15 protein-coding genes are annotated in these 16,936 nt (G+C 37.2%); 4 read left to right on the forward strand and 11 right to left on the reverse strand.

The window, feature by feature from the left end; all coding sequences use genetic code 11:
* Positions 1-29: 29 nt before the first annotated feature.
* The 4 genes from STA7437_RS17670 to cysS form a co-directional block, all read right to left on the reverse strand.
* Positions 30-1,277: a competence/damage-inducible protein A gene (locus tag STA7437_RS17670; RefSeq protein WP_015194755.1), complete on the reverse strand. Its 1,248-nt coding sequence runs from the start codon at positions 1,275-1,277 to the stop codon at positions 30-32.
* Positions 1,278-1,301: 24 nt separating this feature from the next.
* Positions 1,302-2,351, reverse strand: a complete 1,050-nt coding sequence (locus STA7437_RS17675; protein WP_015194756.1) for a glycosyltransferase family 4 protein — start codon at positions 2,349-2,351, stop codon at positions 1,302-1,304.
* Between the two features lie 45 nt (positions 2,352-2,396).
* A complete protein-coding gene (gene glyA, locus STA7437_RS17680; RefSeq protein ID WP_015194757.1) occupies positions 2,397-3,680 on the reverse strand; it encodes a serine hydroxymethyltransferase in 1,284 nt (427 codons plus the stop codon).
* A gap of 167 nt (positions 3,681-3,847) precedes the next feature.
* Positions 3,848-5,305, reverse strand: a complete 1,458-nt coding sequence (gene cysS / locus STA7437_RS17685) for a cysteine--tRNA ligase (protein ID WP_015194758.1) — start codon at positions 5,303-5,305, stop codon at positions 3,848-3,850.
* Positions 5,306-5,424: 119 nt separating this feature from the next.
* Here cysS and STA7437_RS17690 point away from each other — a divergent pair, with 119 nt between their 5' ends.
* Positions 5,425-6,498: a CobW family GTP-binding protein gene (locus STA7437_RS17690; RefSeq protein ID WP_015194759.1), complete on the forward strand. Its 1,074-nt coding sequence runs from the start codon at positions 5,425-5,427 to the stop codon at positions 6,496-6,498.
* 226 nt (positions 6,499-6,724) lie between these two features.
* Here the strand turns inward: STA7437_RS17690 and STA7437_RS17695 are convergent, their stop codons facing one another.
* Together STA7437_RS17695 and STA7437_RS17700 are read right to left on the reverse strand one after the other, a co-directional pair.
* Positions 6,725-7,411, reverse strand: coding sequence for a DUF7683 domain-containing protein (locus STA7437_RS17695; protein ID WP_015194760.1), 687 nt, complete (start codon positions 7,409-7,411; stop codon positions 6,725-6,727).
* Between the two features lie 31 nt (positions 7,412-7,442).
* Entirely contained in the window at positions 7,443-7,691 is a 249-nt protein-coding gene (locus STA7437_RS17700) for a colicin E3/pyocin S6 family cytotoxin (protein ID WP_015194761.1), read from the reverse strand.
* A gap of 198 nt (positions 7,692-7,889) precedes the next feature.
* Here STA7437_RS17700 and STA7437_RS17705 point away from each other — a divergent pair, with 198 nt between their 5' ends.
* Positions 7,890-9,245, forward strand: a complete 1,356-nt coding sequence (locus STA7437_RS17705; protein WP_015191746.1) for an IS701 family transposase — start codon at positions 7,890-7,892, stop codon at positions 9,243-9,245.
* Here STA7437_RS17705 and STA7437_RS17710 read toward each other — a convergent pair.
* From STA7437_RS17710 to queG, 3 genes are all read right to left on the reverse strand, one after another.
* Positions 9,204-10,034 carry a slipin family protein gene (locus STA7437_RS17710; RefSeq protein WP_015194762.1) on the reverse strand — a complete coding sequence of 277 codons (831 nt, stop codon included), beginning with the start codon at positions 10,032-10,034 and terminating at the stop codon, positions 9,204-9,206. The two genes, STA7437_RS17705 and STA7437_RS17710, sit on opposite strands and share 42 nt — an antisense overlap.
* A 204-nt stretch (positions 10,035-10,238) precedes the next feature.
* Positions 10,239-10,916, reverse strand: coding sequence for an HAD-IA family hydrolase (locus STA7437_RS17715; RefSeq protein ID WP_015194763.1), 678 nt, complete (start codon positions 10,914-10,916; stop codon positions 10,239-10,241).
* A gap of 71 nt (positions 10,917-10,987) precedes the next feature.
* Entirely contained in the window at positions 10,988-11,938 is a 951-nt protein-coding gene (queG, locus tag STA7437_RS17720; RefSeq protein ID WP_015194764.1) for a tRNA epoxyqueuosine(34) reductase QueG, read from the reverse strand.
* Between the two features lie 221 nt (positions 11,939-12,159).
* Here queG and STA7437_RS17725 point away from each other — a divergent pair, with 221 nt between their 5' ends.
* Positions 12,160-12,564: a hypothetical protein gene (locus tag STA7437_RS17725; protein ID WP_015194765.1), complete on the forward strand. Its 405-nt coding sequence runs from the start codon at positions 12,160-12,162 to the stop codon at positions 12,562-12,564.
* A gap of 19 nt (positions 12,565-12,583) precedes the next feature.
* Here the strand turns inward: STA7437_RS17725 and STA7437_RS17730 are convergent, their stop codons facing one another.
* Positions 12,584-13,738, reverse strand: a complete 1,155-nt coding sequence (locus STA7437_RS17730; RefSeq protein WP_015194766.1) for a glycosyltransferase — start codon at positions 13,736-13,738, stop codon at positions 12,584-12,586.
* A gap of 9 nt (positions 13,739-13,747) precedes the next feature.
* Entirely contained in the window at positions 13,748-15,178 is a 1,431-nt protein-coding gene (locus STA7437_RS17735) for a glycosyltransferase (protein ID WP_015194767.1), read from the reverse strand.
* 223 nt (positions 15,179-15,401) lie between these two features.
* On the opposite strand from STA7437_RS17735, the gene STA7437_RS17740 reads away from it, so the two are divergent.
* The gene (locus STA7437_RS17740) at positions 15,402-16,652 is read left to right on the forward strand and encodes a bifunctional sterol desaturase/short chain dehydrogenase (protein WP_015194768.1); all 1,251 of its coding nucleotides are present in this window, start codon (positions 15,402-15,404) and stop codon (positions 16,650-16,652) included.
* Positions 16,653-16,936: the final 284 nt, after the last annotated feature.

The following is a 16,936-nucleotide window of genomic DNA, read 5'->3' on the forward strand; positions in this document are numbered from 1 at the left end:
AAAGACAAAACTGCAAATACGATCAAGCTCTAGCTTAATAATTTTCTTCGCAATTGATCGAGAGCATTACAACTACTTAGATAACGAATTAAATTTCTGCTTCTTTCTGCGCCAAAACGGTAAGTATAACTCATTACTTCACCTTCTGGAGTAGCTATTCCTACGTAAACCAAACCAACGGGTTTAGTATTTGTACCTCCTCCGGGACCAGCAATACCTGTAATTCCTATACCCCAACTACTACCAAGACGTTGCTTAACTCCTAAAGCCATTTGTTGGGCAACTTGACCGCTTACTGCACCGAATTGTTCTAAATCGGCAAGCTTGACATCTAATAAAGCCACTTTAACTTCATTACTATAGGCAATAACTCCTCCTAAAAAATAATCCGAACTGTTTGGAAGATCGGTTAACATTGATCCCAACCCTCCACCAGTACAAGATTCAGCTACACTAAGAGTTTCTCCTCGCTTTCGTAATAAATTACCAACCACACTAGCTAGGGTATCCTCATCAGCACCAAAATAATCTAATCCCGCAATCTCTTGAATTTGTTGAGCCACAGGTGCAATTAAAGCGATCGCATCTGGTTCTGATTTAGCTTTAGCAGATACTCTTAAACGTACCTCTCCATCAGAGGCATAGGGCGCTACTGTGGGATTAGTAAGTTTAAACAAAGAAGCAACCTTTTCTGCTAGTGCCGATTCTCCAATTCCACGAAAACGTAACATTCGACTATAAATAATTTCTTTTCCCCAACCCTGACTTTTGAGGAAAGGAACTGCCGTTGCTTGCCACATTTTGTGCATCTCTTCAGGTACGCCAGGAAAAGTCAGAATGGTTAAACCGTTTTGGGGTTGCCAAATAATTCCTGGTGCAGTTCCAATTGGATTGGGTAATATTTTTGCTCCTGCGGGAATTAAAGCTTGTTTACGATTGCTGGCGGTCATAATTCGCCCTCTTTGGGCAAATTTTTCTTCGATATCTTGAATAATTTCCGAACGTTCTACTAAAGGTGTAGCAAAAAAAGCAGCAATTCCTTCTGTAGTTAGATCATCTGGAGTTGGCCCTAAACCTCCTGTAAAAATTAAAATAGAAGCACGACGAATCGCAATTGCGATCGCTTTTTGAAGTCGATTTAAATTATCTCCAACTACGGTTTGATAATAATGGGGAATACCCAAACTAGCTAACTGTTGAGCTAAATATTGACAGTTAGTGTTGAGGATATCCCCTAGTAAAATTTCTGTACCGACACAAATTATTTCTGCATTCATTGATTTTGTGGTTTTGGTTGAAGTTTACGATTGTTTTTTAGTATTTCGCCAAACCTGCCAACCAATATAAGCAAGTAACAAAGTTGCCCCCACAGCATATCCCCAACCACTAGGTATATTAGAAAAGCCCATTGCCAAACTACCAACCCACAGAGTTAAAGCATAGATAAATAACACTGTGAGACGTTGAGAAATGCCAGCTTTAAGTAACCAGTGATGAAGATGACTTTTATCGGCAACAAAAGGAGATTTGCCTTTGCTAAGTCGGGAAAAAATGACGGCTGACATATCAAGAATTGGTACTGCCAAAATCAGATAGGGTAATAAAACTGCTGTGACGGCGGTGCTTTTTACTAAACCAATTACACCCACTCCTGCTAAAGTAAAACCCATAAAATACGCTCCACCATCTCCCATAAAAATCTGGGCAGGATTAAAGTTGTAACGGAGAAAACCCAAAGCACTACCAGCTAACGCAGCAGCAATTAAAGCAGCAGCGGGTTGATCCATAAATAAAGTTACAACTAACATCACGACGGCAGCAATTCCAGATACTCCAGCAGCTAAACCATCAACTCCATCAATCCAATTAATCGCATTAGCCATCCCGACTAACCAAATGACGGTGATAGGGAGACTTAGCCAGCCAATTTGAATCAAACCATCTAAGGGAACAGAAAGAAACTCAATTCTGACACCCATCCACCAACAGCCGGCAGCTACCGTAATCTGCATCAATAAGCGAGAAATTGGACTGAGATTAAATAAATCATCAGCCAAACCAATTACGAAATACAAGATACTTCCCAAAACTAAACCCCAGAGTTCTCCTTCACTGTGGGGAGAAATTTGGGAAAATCCACCTAATCGCCAAACAATTAAGAGGGCAACAATCGTGCCGATAAAGATAGAAACCCCGCCGACTCGAACAACAGGGCTTTGATGAATTTTTCTGGCGTTAGGTCGATCTACTATGCCAAATTTCAATCCAACTGTCTTGACGTCAGGAATAGTCCACAAGACAACTGTTACAGAAAGAAGAAAGGCAATCAGATGGTACAATTCTACAGGCATCTGAAGTAAATAAGTATGGATTAATCTAGAGATTTGCCCTCATCTCTAGACAGTTACGGGGAAAGGAATTTTGAGATGAGGGTATAGGGGAAAGCGGTTGCATAAAGTAGCTACTCTATGTAGACAATCGCTTTTAATTGCTTCATCTTGAGGATTCAGCAGTCTGTCTGCAACAATGTTAGCAATCTCAGTAAAATCTGTCGCCCCTAATCCTCTAGTTGTCATGGCAGGAGAACCTAAACGTAAACCACTGGTAACAAAAGGAGATTCTGGATCGAAAGGAACAGTGTTTTTATTGGCTGTTATGTTGATGTCACTTACCAAACGATCAGCTTCTTTGCCTGTCATACCAATCGAACGTAAATCAACCAAAATTAAATGATTGTCTGTGCCATCGGATACGAGTTTAAAACCGCGTTGTTTTAAGCCTTCTCCTAAAGCTTGGGCGTTGGCTATTACTTGAGCGGAATAGGTTTTAAATTCTGGTTTGAGTACCTCACCAAAGGCAACTGCTTTCGCAGCAATGACGTGTTCTAAAGGTCCTCCTTGAGTGCCTGGAAAAACTGCTTTATTAAATTTTTTCCCTAGTTCCACATCTTTAGTGAGGATTAATCCGCCTCTAGGACCGCGTAAAGTTTTGTGAGTGGTAGTAGTAACAACATCACAATAGGGAATTGGGTTGGGATGATGTCCTGTGGCTACTAAACCAGCAATATGGGCAATATCAGCCATTAAATATGCCCCAATTTCATCTGCGATCGCTTTAAATTTGTCAAATTCGATGGTACGGGGATAAGCAGAATAACCACAAATAATTAGTTTGGGACGTTCTTTGAGTGCTAATTCTCGAATTAAGTCGAAGTCTAATCTTTCTGTGTCGCGATTGACTCCGTATTGAACTACTTTAAACCATTTTCCTGAAACATTGACTGGTGAACCGTGGGTTAAGTGTCCACCGTGAGATAAATCCATCCCCATAATGGTATCCCCTGGTTCAAGTAAAGCCAAAAATACTGCAAAATTGGCTTGTGCGCCTGAGTGGGGTTGAACATTGGCTGCTGCTGCACCGAATATTTGTTTAGCACGATCAATCGCTAGTTGTTCAGCACGGTCAACATATTCACAACCACCATAGTAACGTTTGGCTGGTAGACCTTCAGCATATTTATTGGTCAAGACTGAACCCTGTGCTGCCAAAACCGCAGGCGATGTAAAGTTTTCGCTGGCAATTAATTCTAGATGATCTCGTTGACGTTGTAATTCTAGATTAATCGCTTCAGCAATTTCTGGATCTGTTTGGGCAAGAAAGTCTAAATTAGTTTGAGTCACTTGTGATTAATCCCTATATATGCTTACTCAGATTAGTGTAGCTGTTAGATAAAATGATAGACAGCTTCGAGTTTGGCTAAATATTCCCACAGATCAATTTATGATAACGCGAATTGGTTACCCGTCACACAACAAGCTAATTTTTTTCCTGAACTAGTGGATTTCAACTAATCTCGATGCCAAGTAGTCACATTACCAGGCTTATCAATTAAAGTAACACCTTGAGCTTTCAATTCATCCCGAATCCGATCGCTCTCTGCCCAGTTTTTGGCTTTTCTGGCTTCGCTACGTTGTTGAATTAAGGTTTCAATTTCGCGATCGCTGATCCCATTAACAACATCATTATTTTCGATTTCTGGTTGGGCAACAAATCCTAAAACACCTGCTAATTCTATTAAAGAATGCCATTGTTGAAGCAATTCTTCAGGATCAGTTTCAGTTTTACCCTGATGAACCAATAAATTGCCTTCTTTTCTGAGATTCTTGGCAAGATCGAACAAAACTGCTAATCCACCAGCAAAATTAAAATCTTCATCGACTGCTTCTCGGAAACGAATTATAAATTCATTCTCTTCTACATTCCCCTCCTTGTTAAGGGGGGATTCCCAACCTAATTTATGCCCATACTGATAACCAAACAACAAACCTTCCTTGAGAGTATGCCAACCATTAGTAGCAGCTTCCAAAGCTTCATCAGTAAAATCAACGGGTTTACGATAATGTGCCTGAAGAATAAATAACCTAACTGCCATCGAATCGGTTGGTTTATCGAGTAAATCGCGGATCGTCGTAAAATTGCCCAGGGATTTCGACATTTTTTCTCCGCCTACCTTTACCATGCCATTGTGCAACCAATAATTAGCTAAAGGCTTCCCTGTAACTGCTTCTGATTGAGCAATTTCGTTTTCATGATGAGGAAAAATCAGATCGCTACCACCCACGTGAATATCTATGGTTTCCCCGAGTTTCTCCCTTACCATAGCAGAACATTCGATATGCCAGCCAGGACGACCTGCACCCCAAGGAGATTCCCAAGCTGGTTCGCCTTCTTTGGCAGCTTTCCAAAGAGCAAAATCGAAGGGGTCTTTTTTCTTCGCTGCTTCTGGATCTTCTACTCTCCCGCTTGCCCCTGCTTGTAAATCTTCTAATTTTCTACCTGATAACTTTCCATAATCATTAAAATGTCTAACTGAATAATAAACATCACCCTCAGCAGGATAAGCAAAACCTTTTTGTTCCAACTCATAAACTAACCGCTTAATCCCATCCAAAGTATGAGTAGCGCGGGGATAAGCATCTGCTTGACCGACATTTAAACGTTCCATATCTTCAAAATAAGCTTTGATGAAACGTTCCGATACATCTTCCATCGATGTACCTTCTTGTCTTGCGCGATTGAGAATTTTGTCGTCAATATCAGTAAAATTTTGAATATACTGTACTTGATAGCCCCGCCATTGTAGATAACGACGAACTACATCCCAAACAATACAAGTTCTTGCATGACCCAAATGACAATAATCATAAACTGTAATGCCACAGCAATACATCCGAACCTGATTTGGTTCCAAGGTTTCAAATGCTTCTTGGCGACGAGTGAGAGTATTGTAAACGGTTAAGGTCATGACAATTTGATCGGACTTGTTATTTTAAGGCAATACGAAATAATAATGTAGAAAAGAGAGGTTATTCAGTCAACAGCCTCACACAATGAAATTAAAAGCAAGAAACTAACGCGATCGCTATGACTCAAACTACTGTTTCCTCTAATACACTTGAAACTTCAAAACACGGTTTACCAGTTACCATCATTACAGGTTTTCTTGGTAGTGGTAAAACTACTCTTCTTAATCATATTCTCACGAATCAAGAAGGTTTGAAAACTGCTGTTTTAGTTAATGAGTTTGGGGAAATTGGCATTGATAATGAATTAATTGTCTCTACTGATGAAAGCATGGTAGAGCTAAATAATGGTTGTATCTGCTGTACCATCAACGAAGATTTAGTTAACGCCGTCTATAAAATTCTTGAACGGGAAGACAAAATTGATTATTTGGTAGTAGAAACAACAGGTTTAGCAGATCCTCTTCCTGTTGCCCTCACTTTTTTGGGTACGGAATTACGAGAAATGACTCGTTTAGATTCAATTATTACATTGGTAGATTCGGCTAATTACAGTCTGGATTTATTTAATAGTCAGGCTGCTTTTAGTCAGATTCAATATGGTGATGTAATTATTCTTAATAAAACTGATTTAGTCGATGAAGCTGATGTTGATTTACTTGAAGTCAAAATTAGAGAGATCAAACAAGATGCTAGAATCCTTCGCACCCAAAAATCTCAAGTACCTCTTCCTCTAGTTCTCAGTGTTGGTTTATTCGAGTCAGATAAATATTTCGATTCAATAGAATCTGAACCTGAACATCATGACCATCATGAACATCATCATCATCACGATCATGAGCATGACCATCATCACCATCACTCCGACCATTTAGAAAATGATGGTTTTACCTCTCTCTCAATTCAAAGTGATAAACCTTTTAACATTAGAAAATTTCAATATTTTCTTGACAATCAATTACCTGGTAATGTTTTTCGTGCCAAAGGTATTCTTTGGTTTGATGAAAGTCCCAAACGTCATATCTTTCATTTAAGTGGCAAAAGATTCACTATTGAAGATGAAGAATGGAAAGGAGAAAAGAAAAATCAATTAGTTTTAATCGGTCAAAATTTAGACCATGATATTTTAAGAGAACAAATTGAAAATTGTCTCTGTCTTCCTTCAGAAAACCGAGGCAAAGGTTTTGGGAAATAAAACATAAACCGATTTACATTCTAGTTAAATAGAAAAAAGTTTCCCTTTAATTAGTTTTTTTTTTAAGAGAAACGAATTTATCGTAGGGATAATTCATGAATTATCCCTACAAATTATGTGATGTAATGACTAATGTGGCTAGATTATACTCCTAATATTGTTTGAATTTTCCGATGTTTTAGCCCTTGAATTCGCATTTTCACTACTAAGGGTTGCTTGAGATTATTCAATTATTAGTTGATGATTTGATTACATCTGGATTACGTTCTCTTAAAGCATCTACTAATTTCTTAATTTCCTCTCTATTTGGAGACTCAACAAAAATTTCTGTTAATAATTCTTCATGTCGGAAAAGAGTTTTCTGAAGCGACATAACTTGTACTTCAAAGTCAAAAGATAAATTTCCTAAGCCTTGGGAATTTGAATAACCCACCTTCCAATTTTTTATATAAAATCTATCATCTTTAGATAATCCTGGGTTTTCATTAAATTCATCAACAATAAGATACCCACCTCGATTGGGATCGCCTTCAAGATTTATCAAAAGACATATCTTATATTTGATAGAAATGACAGAAGTGGGTTTAACCATGTCACATTCAACTAGATAATCGTAAGATTTTGTATCTAACTCTAAATTTAATAAATTCTGCAAATAATTGATTTGTTCGGGAGATTCTACCAAATAGCAATCATACATCGGATTTTCTGAATCAATCCCAAATAGTTTTTGTAGATGCTCTAGATTAACATTAGAGATAACTTTTTCTCCTACCAAATCATCCCCTTCCTTTTCAAACCAACGAAGTACGCGATCAATTTTAGGTTTTGATATTTCCTCAGTCTTGTCTAAAACCGTATTATCGTGTTTTTTATTTGGTAATTTAGGATTAATTAAAAATTCAGAATTCATTTAAGACCTCGAATACGCCTTTGTAGTTGTTTTAAGGCTTTATTTTACGATTAGAATCTGCTGGTTTAGTTTGCTCTCCAGTATTAGGATCGAATTCACCAAGATGATTTCCTCGTTTGTCATATTTTTCTACTCTGCCATGATAAGAATCCCACTCATAAATATAATCTTTATCCTTCCATCTCTTTCGTAATCCACCTCCAGCTATAGGGGTTTTGGGTTTAACCTGTTTTGCTTCAGGAAAAGCTGATAAATTTTTAGGCGGTGGTATATTAGTCACTAATAAGATAAAAAAAATTTTACCGCTCTATTATCATTTGTTTTTTTCGATAACGAAACTGCACAAACAGAATCCTGATGAAGATCGCATTTATTTTGACTTTTCAGACATCCTCTCAGCTCGACTTTATCCATTGTGAGAGAAAAGTGAGGTCGAACAACGATACAGTATTTTTGAGTGTATCGTTAGGCTCGAAGCATGAGTTTTAATTTACCCGTTGAAATTATTAGTATTCTTTTACCTTTTGCTGGTCTGTTTTCTAAAAAGGTTTGGAACTACGTTCAAATCATGTTAATTGGTGCGATTTTAGCCACAGGAAAAAGAACTGTAACTTCAATATTAGAAGTGATGGGATTGTCTGCTGAGTCTAACTTCCAGAATTATCATCGGGTATTAAATCGTGCAGTTTGGTCAAACCTTCAAGCAAGCAAAATACTACTAACAACCTTAGTCATGACATTTATTCCTTGTGGCATAGTTGTCTGTGGAATAGACGATACGATAGAACGTCGAAAAGGCAAGAAAATAAAAGCTAAAGGTATTTATCGCGACCCAGTCAGGTCAAGTCATAGTCACTTTGTTAAGGTTAGTGGTTTACGTTGGTTGTCAATGATGTTGCTTGTGGAAATCCCTTGGGCAAAAAAGGTTTGGGGATTACCGTTTTTTACAACACTAGCTCCGTCTGAGCGTTATCATCAGCAATTACAACATCGACACAAAAAACTAACTGATTGGGCAAGACAGATGATTTTTCAAGTTAGACGATGGCTTTGGAATCGAGAACTGGTAGTAGTGGCAGATAGTAGTTTTACCTGTCTAGAATTACTTTCCTCAGTGAGCCAAACTACTTCTACTTCAATGATTACCCGTTTACGCTTGGATGCTGCTCTTTATGAACCTGCTCCATCAAGACCTACAGGTACTATGGGTCGTCCTCGTCTTAAAGGAACAAGATTGCCTAACTTGGAACAAATTCTCATTGATGCTGATACACAATGGTCAAAAATTACACTATCTAATTGGTATGGAGAAGCAAATCGCCCAGTTGAAATGTCAACTGGGGTAGCTGTCTGGTATCATACTGGACTACCTGTTGTGCCAATTCGCTGGGTTTTAGTCCGCGACCCTTTAGATAAATTTAGACCACAAGCTCTGTTGTGTACCAATCAAAGATATCAATCTCAACAGATTCTTGAATGGTTTTCGCGTCGTTGGCAAATAGAAGTAACTTTTGAAGAAGCTAGAAGACACTTGGGTATGGAAACTCAACGTCAGTGGTCAGATTTAGCAATTGCACGCACCACCCCTCTTATTTTAGGACTTTTTTCTCTAGTTACTCTTTTGGCTCATCGTTTACAAGCCAATTTTACTTGGACTACTAGACAAAAAAGTTGGTATGTTAAATCTCTACCTACTTTTTCTGATGCCTTAGCTTTAGTACGCCGATTTCTGTGGGCTAGCACTTTTTCGATATCATCTAAACCTACTGACATCATAAAAGTCCCTCGTTCTTTATTCAATCGTTTGAGAGATCTGGCTATTTATGCTGCTTGATTGGATAAAGTCGAGCTCAGTTGTTTGCCTTTTAGCTTGAAGTGTATTTGTCCATTCCTTCGCTAAAGTAATCATATCGGATGGCATCATAATCAAAGTAGTAGTGTTATTTTCTGCGCCAATTTCAGTTAGCATTTGTAAGCGTCGTAATTCTAAAGCAAGAGGATTTTCAGAAATTTTTTGAGATGCTTCAGAAAGTTTCTGGGATGCTTCTTGTTCTGCTGTTGCTTTAATTAAACGGGCGCGTTTTTCTCTTACAGCTTCTGCTTCTTTCGCCATTGCTCTTTGCATAGATTGAGGAATTTCTACATCTTTCATCTCTACTCTTTCGATTTCTATTCCCCAAGGTTCAGTTATTTCATCGACGATTTCTTGGACTTTAAAATTAATTTTGTCTCGGTTTTGCAAAACATCATCAAGAATATTTTGTCCTACCACATTGCGGAGAGTTGTCATTGCAGTTTGATAAACTGCTACATTGTAGTTTTCTACTTTGTTGATTGCTTTACAAGGATCGATAATACGATAGTAAAGGACAGCATTAACTTTAATCGTTACACTATCGGCAGTAACAGTTTCTTGAGGGGCAATATCTACAGTTTTGGTACGAATATCAACCTTCGCTTTTTGATCTACTAGAGGTACAATCCAATATATTCCTGGTCCTTTAGTTGTTTGATAACGTCCTAGGCGGAAGATCACGCCTCGTTCATATTCTCGGTCTATTTTTAATCCTTTAGCTCCTAATACCAATACTAAGCCTAACAAAATACTTAAAATTGATTCCATACAGATTTAGCAAGCACTTGATTTTTACTCAAATGTCTTGTCCTCCTGTTTAAATTATAAAAATTATTAGATGACTCTATTTTAGGCAAGTAAATTAATATTTAGCTAGAAATAAAAGATTAAGCAATCCAAACATTTTAATGGTTTAACTAATTCTAATTTGAACCAAAATTACAGACTTTGAGTTTGTTGAGTGGTATTTAGTTAACAAAGCTGCTTTTCTGAATTTTCTTTTTGCCAAGTATGTTCTGATTCAATTATCGCACTTAGTAATTCTACTGGTGTGGTAACTAAAAAGTCTGGTTGATAATGAGCTAAAATTTCCGCCGAATTAAATCCCCAAGTAACTGCGATCGCGATTACTTTGCTTCTTTTTGCTGCTCTAATATCTCTAGTTTCATCTCCTACATATATAAATTGATTTGGCTCAATTTGATATTGCTTAATAATATTATTAATAATGCGATGTTTACCAAAAATAGTTGTTCCTGAATAAATAAAATCAAAAATATTATCTAATTGATGTTTTTCTAGGAAAGCTACTACATTTTCTTTAGCATTAGAAGTAATAATACCTAGTTTATAATCATGTTGTTTTAATTGACGTAGTACCAAATCAATGCCATGAATTGGTTCTAAATTTGAAATTTCCTTCTTCAATTCTCTTTGCAGTCTTTTAATTAAAAAAGGAATTTTAAAAATTGAAATTTCTGATTGTTGAATAATTTCTCGTGAGCTTAAGTTTTTTAACAAAGATATTTCTTCTTCATCAACTGGCTTATAACCAAACTCTGAAGCTAACTGATTACTAATTTTAACAATCGCTTGATAACTATCGGCTATTGTGCCATCAAAATCAAAGAATACTAATTTGCCATTCATTGAATTAATTTTAAGCAAGTATGATGAAGAGCAGCAAAAATTTACTAATCAAACTGAATTTCAATTGTATCTTAAGACATCATCTTTTTTGATTTTAAATTAGCAAGCGCGTTGCGTTGTAACATTGGCAACTTAATTCTTCTTAAGGCTGAAGCTCGAAAACGACTATCCCACTCAGGTTCAGTAATTTCTGCCAATTCTGTCAATTTCGGGTTAAGATTCTCAGGATAAGGCTGAAACTCTTTAATATCTGTCTCTTGAGCAAAACGTTGATTCCAAGGGCAAACATCTTGACAAATATCACATCCAGCTACCCATCCTTGTAAGTTATTTGCGATCGCATCGGGTAATTGTTCGGCTCGGTTTTCAATGGTATGATATGCAAGACAACGATTAGCATCGACCACAAAAGGTTTGGTAATTGCCCCAGTTGGACAAGCATCAAGACAACGAGTACAAGTACCACAATGTTGAGTATGAGGGCGATCGGGAGGCAATTCTAAATTAGTTAAAATTTCCCCCAAAAATACCCAACTACCATAATCTCGTGTAATGACATTACCATTTTTAGCAATCCAACCAATACCAGCCCTTTGCGCCCAAACTTTATCTTGTATTGGTCCTGTATCAGCATAATAACGAGTTTTGATTCCTTCCTGTTGTGCTGTCAACCAGTTACTTAAAGCTTTGAGTTTTTTATCCATGATTTTGTGATAATCTCTTCCCCAGCCATAACGAGAGATTTTGGCTACTTCAGGATGATTAGAATGTTGATGAGGCGTATAATAATTAAGCGCAACACAGATCACGGAACGAACTTCAGGCATACAAGCAGTAATATTCTCCCGTTTCGGATTTGCCATCCAACTTAAATCTGCATGATATCCCAAAGCTAACCACGTTTGAAGGTGGGCAACTGCATCATCTTGATAGTTGTTGTTGATGGTAGCAATTCCAACTTTATGAAAACCAAAAGACTTAGCTGCCGATTTTATATCTTCACTGTTAAGGTTTTGTGACATAAGTATCTAGTCGTAATCAAAAGCTTTAGAAGCTTCAGACACAAAGGAGAAAAGACAAACATACACATAAATTTGCTGAAGTACTTAAATTGCAACTTTGATTGATGAGTTATAAAGCTAACTAGAAATATTGACGTAGCTCACGTTCAAAATCTTTCTTTTGGGGTAAGTAAAAATCGGTTCTTTTTTTTAAGCTAAGAGAGTCGAATTAAAAAAGATGAATGATTAATTCTAGTTTACAAATTGCAGGAATTACAAATCCAACTATTTTAGATTATTTTAACACGATTAACCAAGAAGAATTTATTGAAACTGCTAATTTATTTAATGAAAACGGGGTTTTATATGCTCCTTTTGAATCTCCCTTGGAAGGAAAACAAGCGATCGCATCATACTTAGAAAAAGAAGCTAAGGACATGAAATTAGAACCTAAGCAAGGAATTAGCGAAAATTTAGCAGATAATTTGGAGTTGATTAAGGTTACAGGTAAAGTACACACATCTTTATTTAGTGTTAATGTGCGGTGGGAATTTACGATCAATTCTAGTCAGCAACTTGAAGCAGTCAAAATCAAGCTCCTTGCTTCTCCTCAAGAATTACTAAAATTAAATGTTAAAGCAAATTAGAACGTAATTTTTGCCAAATTTAATCTTTGTTATTTTCCTTTACTTTGGCAACACAATGAGCAAACAATTCCCTGTATTTGTCAGCGCAAGTTCGCATGGAAAATCGCTCGGCTTGTTGTGCAGAAGCTTGTGCTTTTGTAACTAATCTTTGAGGTTCTAAAAAGTGTCTTTCAATTGCGCTTGATAACGCCTCCACAGACTCCGTTGCTACTAAATCACCATATAAACCATCAGCCAAAATTTCTCGTGGCCCAGTTAAACAATCAGTTGCTATCATAGGAATGCCTAAGACTGAGGCTTCCATCAAAGATAAGGGCATTCCTTCGTAGCGGGATGACAAGCAAAACAGTGATGCGCGAGCCAAAGTAGAATAAGGATTACTAGAAAAACCGAGAAAGTTTACACTATCAAACACTCCAAGATTTGTTGCTAATTCTGATAAGTTAGAATGTTCCTCTCCCTCTCCGATCAAAACTAGATGATGAGCAATTCCTTTCTTAATAACAGCAGCGTGAGCTTTAATCAATAAATCAAAACCTTTTTGTGGTACAAGCCTGCCAATCCCCACTATAAAAGGTAGATTGTCTGTCGTAAGTAACGATGAGTCAGGAAGCTTGGCGAGTTCCTGAACCCGTTCGATGTTGATTCCGTTTGGAATTGAGGTAATCGTTTTTGAATTTATTTCTGCTTCGACAAAAGTTATTAAAGCTTGACTAACACAAACTACAGCCTGTGTTTGTCCGTAAGCCCAACGGCGGACAACTCGCCCAATCCGACTTGGATATTGCGCCCAAGATTTTTGAATATTATTCTGAACAATAGCGATAGTAGGTTTACGCAGAATATAAGCGATTAAACTTGTCCAAACCAGGGCGGGGCCGTTTTCCCAGGTAAGAACAATAAGATCGGAATTTAAAGCTGACTTGAGCAGTCGATTTAACAAAATAGGTAATCCTAGTCGAACCGACTGATTTGCTTCTAAAGCTACGCTGGTTTTGACAGCTTGTTTGGGTAAGGGTGAGTGTGGTTCTTGTTCAGATAAAGCTAAAATTTCGACATCTAGGTAAACAAGAGCCAATTCATCTGCAAGATTGATAATTAAATTGACCGCACCGTTACGATAAAAAGCTGGGAGAACAAATAAAACCCGAAAAGAATTAGAGTTAGGCAGCATTTGACAAAGTTAATAATCAAAACTTTCTGTTCCTGCACCTTCATGAACTGTTTTCACCCATTTCAGCCGTTTGGGGCGAATTGACATTCGGGCAGTAATACAAGGCATGACAACTTGCCAATGCAGCATATAAACGAGTCCGTTAAGAGATTGCCAACCAATATTAATTAAGTCAAATAGATTGAGTTGTTGTTTAGCACGAGTACGCAAGATACCTCGAAACATACCTATATAAGCAAAGAAAAATAACAAAGCACTCAAAGGACTAAGCAGAATAAAATGATGGCGAATCGTTCCCATGATTAAATCTGGAACACAGGCAGTCGGTAGGATGTATTGCAGTAAAATAAAAGTTAGTAAATCAAATCTTTTTCTTAAACCCATTGGACTACGGAATAGATATCGCCAATAATCGAGATAACGTTGATATCCTCCTTCAGCCCAGCGATTACGTTGATGCCACAGAGAACTTGCTTTGACTACTCCTTCTTCTTGAACACTTGGATACAGTAGAAAACCGATTTTCCAGTTATCTAAATGCAATCTAATAGTTAAATCCAAGTCATCGGTGATAGTTTCTTCATTCCAACGACCACAACGTTCCAAGGCAGAACGACGGACAAATTGACCATTACCTCGTAACTCACCAATACCACCGAGGGCAATGCGCTGCTGCTGCATATAACTATCTAAAGCCATTTCGGCTGCTTGCCCTTTAGTCCAGAAATTTTCTTCGGTATTAGCGATCGCTTTACGAACTTGAACCGCGCCTGTTTCTGCTGAGGCAAACATCGGTACAACTCGCCTTAACAAGTCTGGAGTTACTCCAGCATCGGCATCAAAGACTCCAACAATTTCTCCTTGAGTTTGAGATAAAACTTGATTCAAAGCACCTGATTTACCACCTCCTGCATTAGCAGGACGATGAACTACCTTTAGTTGAGGATATTTTTGAGCTAAACGATCTAAAATTTCAGGAGTGCGATCGCTACTGTGGTCGTCTATTGCCCAGACTTCATATTGATCGCGGGGATAATCAAGATTACACAACTGTTCGATCAAATTCCCAATCACTGCTGCTTCGTTTTTGGCAGCGACAAGCAAGGAAACTTTAGGGGCAGAGGCTAAATCTCGATCAGACAAAGAGACTGGAGGTAATTCTGGTTGAGCAATTGATAATCTAAAGGCATGAATACCTACTAATCCCGTTAAAATAAAAACGATTAAATAGCCCCAGGAAACTAAATGAAGAGTAAGAACAATTCCCCAAATAGCCATTAGCACGAAAGCAGCTTTTTTTCTACGTCCGTCTAGTCCTTGGAAAAAATCGCTTCTAAACTCCTCCTCTTCTTCTTCTGGATCTGACCATTCTGATAATAAAGAGCCAATGGGATCAAATTCTTGTTCTGATTCTTTTTCTGACCAGTATTTCTCTGTCATAATGATTGTGCGTTCTTACCTATTATCAGGGCGAGCAATGTTTCAATTGTATCGAAGTTTAATATTTTTCTTAGCTAATTCTGTAATTTAAAGCTCAGAGAATAAGTTATTTGTTTTACTTATCTGTAGCTGATTGCAGGTTTTTTAGCTAAATTAATCAAGAATTAACTATATTTTGAATTTTATTCAATTAATCTAAAAATATAAAATCAAAACTTAAAATATGTCCAACTGGTATCAGGGTATAGCGATCGCTATTGTCTCAGTAATCTGGGTTGAGTTGGTAAGAGATCTGTATCACACTCTTGCCCATGTTTGGCAACCTCTTTATCGTCTTCACGTTTGGCATCATCGCGTTTTTCGTCGGGATTTATCCGTCGTAAGTGAAGCCATTTATCGTCAAGCACACTGGTACAACGATGTTCCTGAAGCTTTGGTCATGTTGTTCTTTAGTCTAATTCCTGGGGTGATAGTTTACAGTTTGAATTTATCCCCTCAATCAACAGCATGGGTTGGTTCTATTTATACTTTATCTTTTTTACTGAGTGCGATCGCTCGTGGTTGTGGAATTCCCTATGCTGATGCAATTACCGATGTAACCCATCGTCCAGGTGATTTTACTGATTTACCAGCACGTTGGTTTGTCAATCGTCCCTATCATTGGCGACATCACTTTGATAATCAAAATGCTTATTTCTGTGGAACTTTAACTTTAGTAGATAAAGTCTTGGGTACAGCATTATCTTTAAAAGGAAAAAAAATTGCAGTTACTGGTGCATCAGGAAGTTTAGGAAAAGCGTTACTCAAACAACTACATCTTCAAGGAGCAAAGGTAACTGCTTTAACCTCTTCAGATCAAACAATTAATTTAGATATTAATGGGGAAAAAATTGCGATTAAAACTATAACTTGGCAAGTAGGAAAAGAGTCAGACTTAGTAACAGAATTAGCAAAAATTGATATTTTAATTCTCAATCATGGTATCAATGTTCATCAAGAAAGAACCGCAGCAGCAATTACCAAATCTTATGAAATTAATACTCTTTCTGCTTGGCGATTGATGGAATTATTTTTTACAACTATTCAAACTAATGAAGATCTAGTTCGCAAAGAAATTTGGGTTAATACTTCCGAAGCAGAAGTTAATCCAGCTTTTAGCCCTCTTTATGAATTAAGTAAAAGAAGCCTTGGAGATTTGGTTACTTTACGTCGTCTTGATGCACCTTGTGTTGTTCGTAAATTAATTTTAGGGCCTTTTAAAAGTAATCTTAATCCAATTGGTGTAATGTCTGCTGATTGGGTAGCAAAACAGATTGTTAATTTAGCACAAAGAGATCTTCGCAATATTATTGTGACAATTAATCCTCTGACATATTTAGCATTTCCAATTAAAGAATTTTGTGTTTCTACTTATTTCAAATGGTTTAGTAAGTCGACTAAAAAAAAACTAGATAGCCTTTCTCGCTCTTGGTGAAGTACACGATTATCAGTTACTAATTACTATTTATGGGAATGAATAATCAACCATTAACATAAGCGAAGCGCACTACCGTAGGTCTCAACTATCAACGCTCTACCAGGAAAATGAACTGTATCTCAATAATCTGAGAAGCGCTATAGCAGTTCCATTTCATTAGTAATAATTTGCGAAAATTCTGTAGGGGCAATTTATAAATTATCCTTTTTTTTATAAATTAATTGATATTACTTTACTCTAGAGCAAACCCTGAATTATTTCGCTACTAGTTTTTTAAAGTT

This window comes from Stanieria cyanosphaera PCC 7437 (genome assembly GCF_000317575.1).
Classification (GTDB): Bacteria; Cyanobacteriota; Cyanobacteriia; order Cyanobacteriales; family Xenococcaceae; genus Stanieria; species Stanieria cyanosphaera.

What these genes read in the sequence shown, in the direction of transcription:
- STA7437_RS17715 (WP_015194763.1), bottom strand. Translation starts at nt 10,916, where the DNA reads ATGAATGGCAAATTAGTATTCTTTGATTTTGATGGCACAATAGCCGAT.
- STA7437_RS17735 (WP_015194767.1), bottom strand. Translation starts at nt 15,178, where the DNA reads ATGACAGAGAAATACTGGTCAGAAAAAGAATCAGAACAAGAATTTGAT.
- cysS (WP_015194758.1), bottom strand. Translation starts at nt 5,305, where the DNA reads ATGACCTTAACCGTTTACAATACTCTCACTCGTCGCCAAGAAGCATTT.
- STA7437_RS17695 (WP_015194760.1), bottom strand. Translation starts at nt 7,411, where the DNA reads ATGAATTCTGAATTTTTAATTAATCCTAAATTACCAAATAAAAAACAC.
- STA7437_RS17730 (WP_015194766.1), bottom strand. Translation starts at nt 13,738, where the DNA reads ATGCTGCCTAACTCTAATTCTTTTCGGGTTTTATTTGTTCTCCCAGCT.
- STA7437_RS17710 (WP_015194762.1), bottom strand. Translation starts at nt 10,034, where the DNA reads ATGGAATCAATTTTAAGTATTTTGTTAGGCTTAGTATTGGTATTAGGA.
- queG (WP_015194764.1), bottom strand. Translation starts at nt 11,938, where the DNA reads ATGTCACAAAACCTTAACAGTGAAGATATAAAATCGGCAGCTAAGTCT.
- STA7437_RS17740 (WP_015194768.1), top strand. Translation starts at nt 15,402, where the DNA reads ATGTCCAACTGGTATCAGGGTATAGCGATCGCTATTGTCTCAGTAATC.
- STA7437_RS17670 (WP_015194755.1), bottom strand. Translation starts at nt 1,277, where the DNA reads ATGAATGCAGAAATAATTTGTGTCGGTACAGAAATTTTACTAGGGGAT.
- STA7437_RS17725 (WP_015194765.1), top strand. Translation starts at nt 12,160, where the DNA reads ATGATTAATTCTAGTTTACAAATTGCAGGAATTACAAATCCAACTATT.
- STA7437_RS17690 (WP_015194759.1), top strand. Translation starts at nt 5,425, where the DNA reads ATGACTCAAACTACTGTTTCCTCTAATACACTTGAAACTTCAAAACAC.
- STA7437_RS17705 (WP_015191746.1), top strand. Translation starts at nt 7,890, where the DNA reads ATGAGTTTTAATTTACCCGTTGAAATTATTAGTATTCTTTTACCTTTT.
- STA7437_RS17675 (WP_015194756.1), bottom strand. Translation starts at nt 2,351, where the DNA reads ATGCCTGTAGAATTGTACCATCTGATTGCCTTTCTTCTTTCTGTAACA.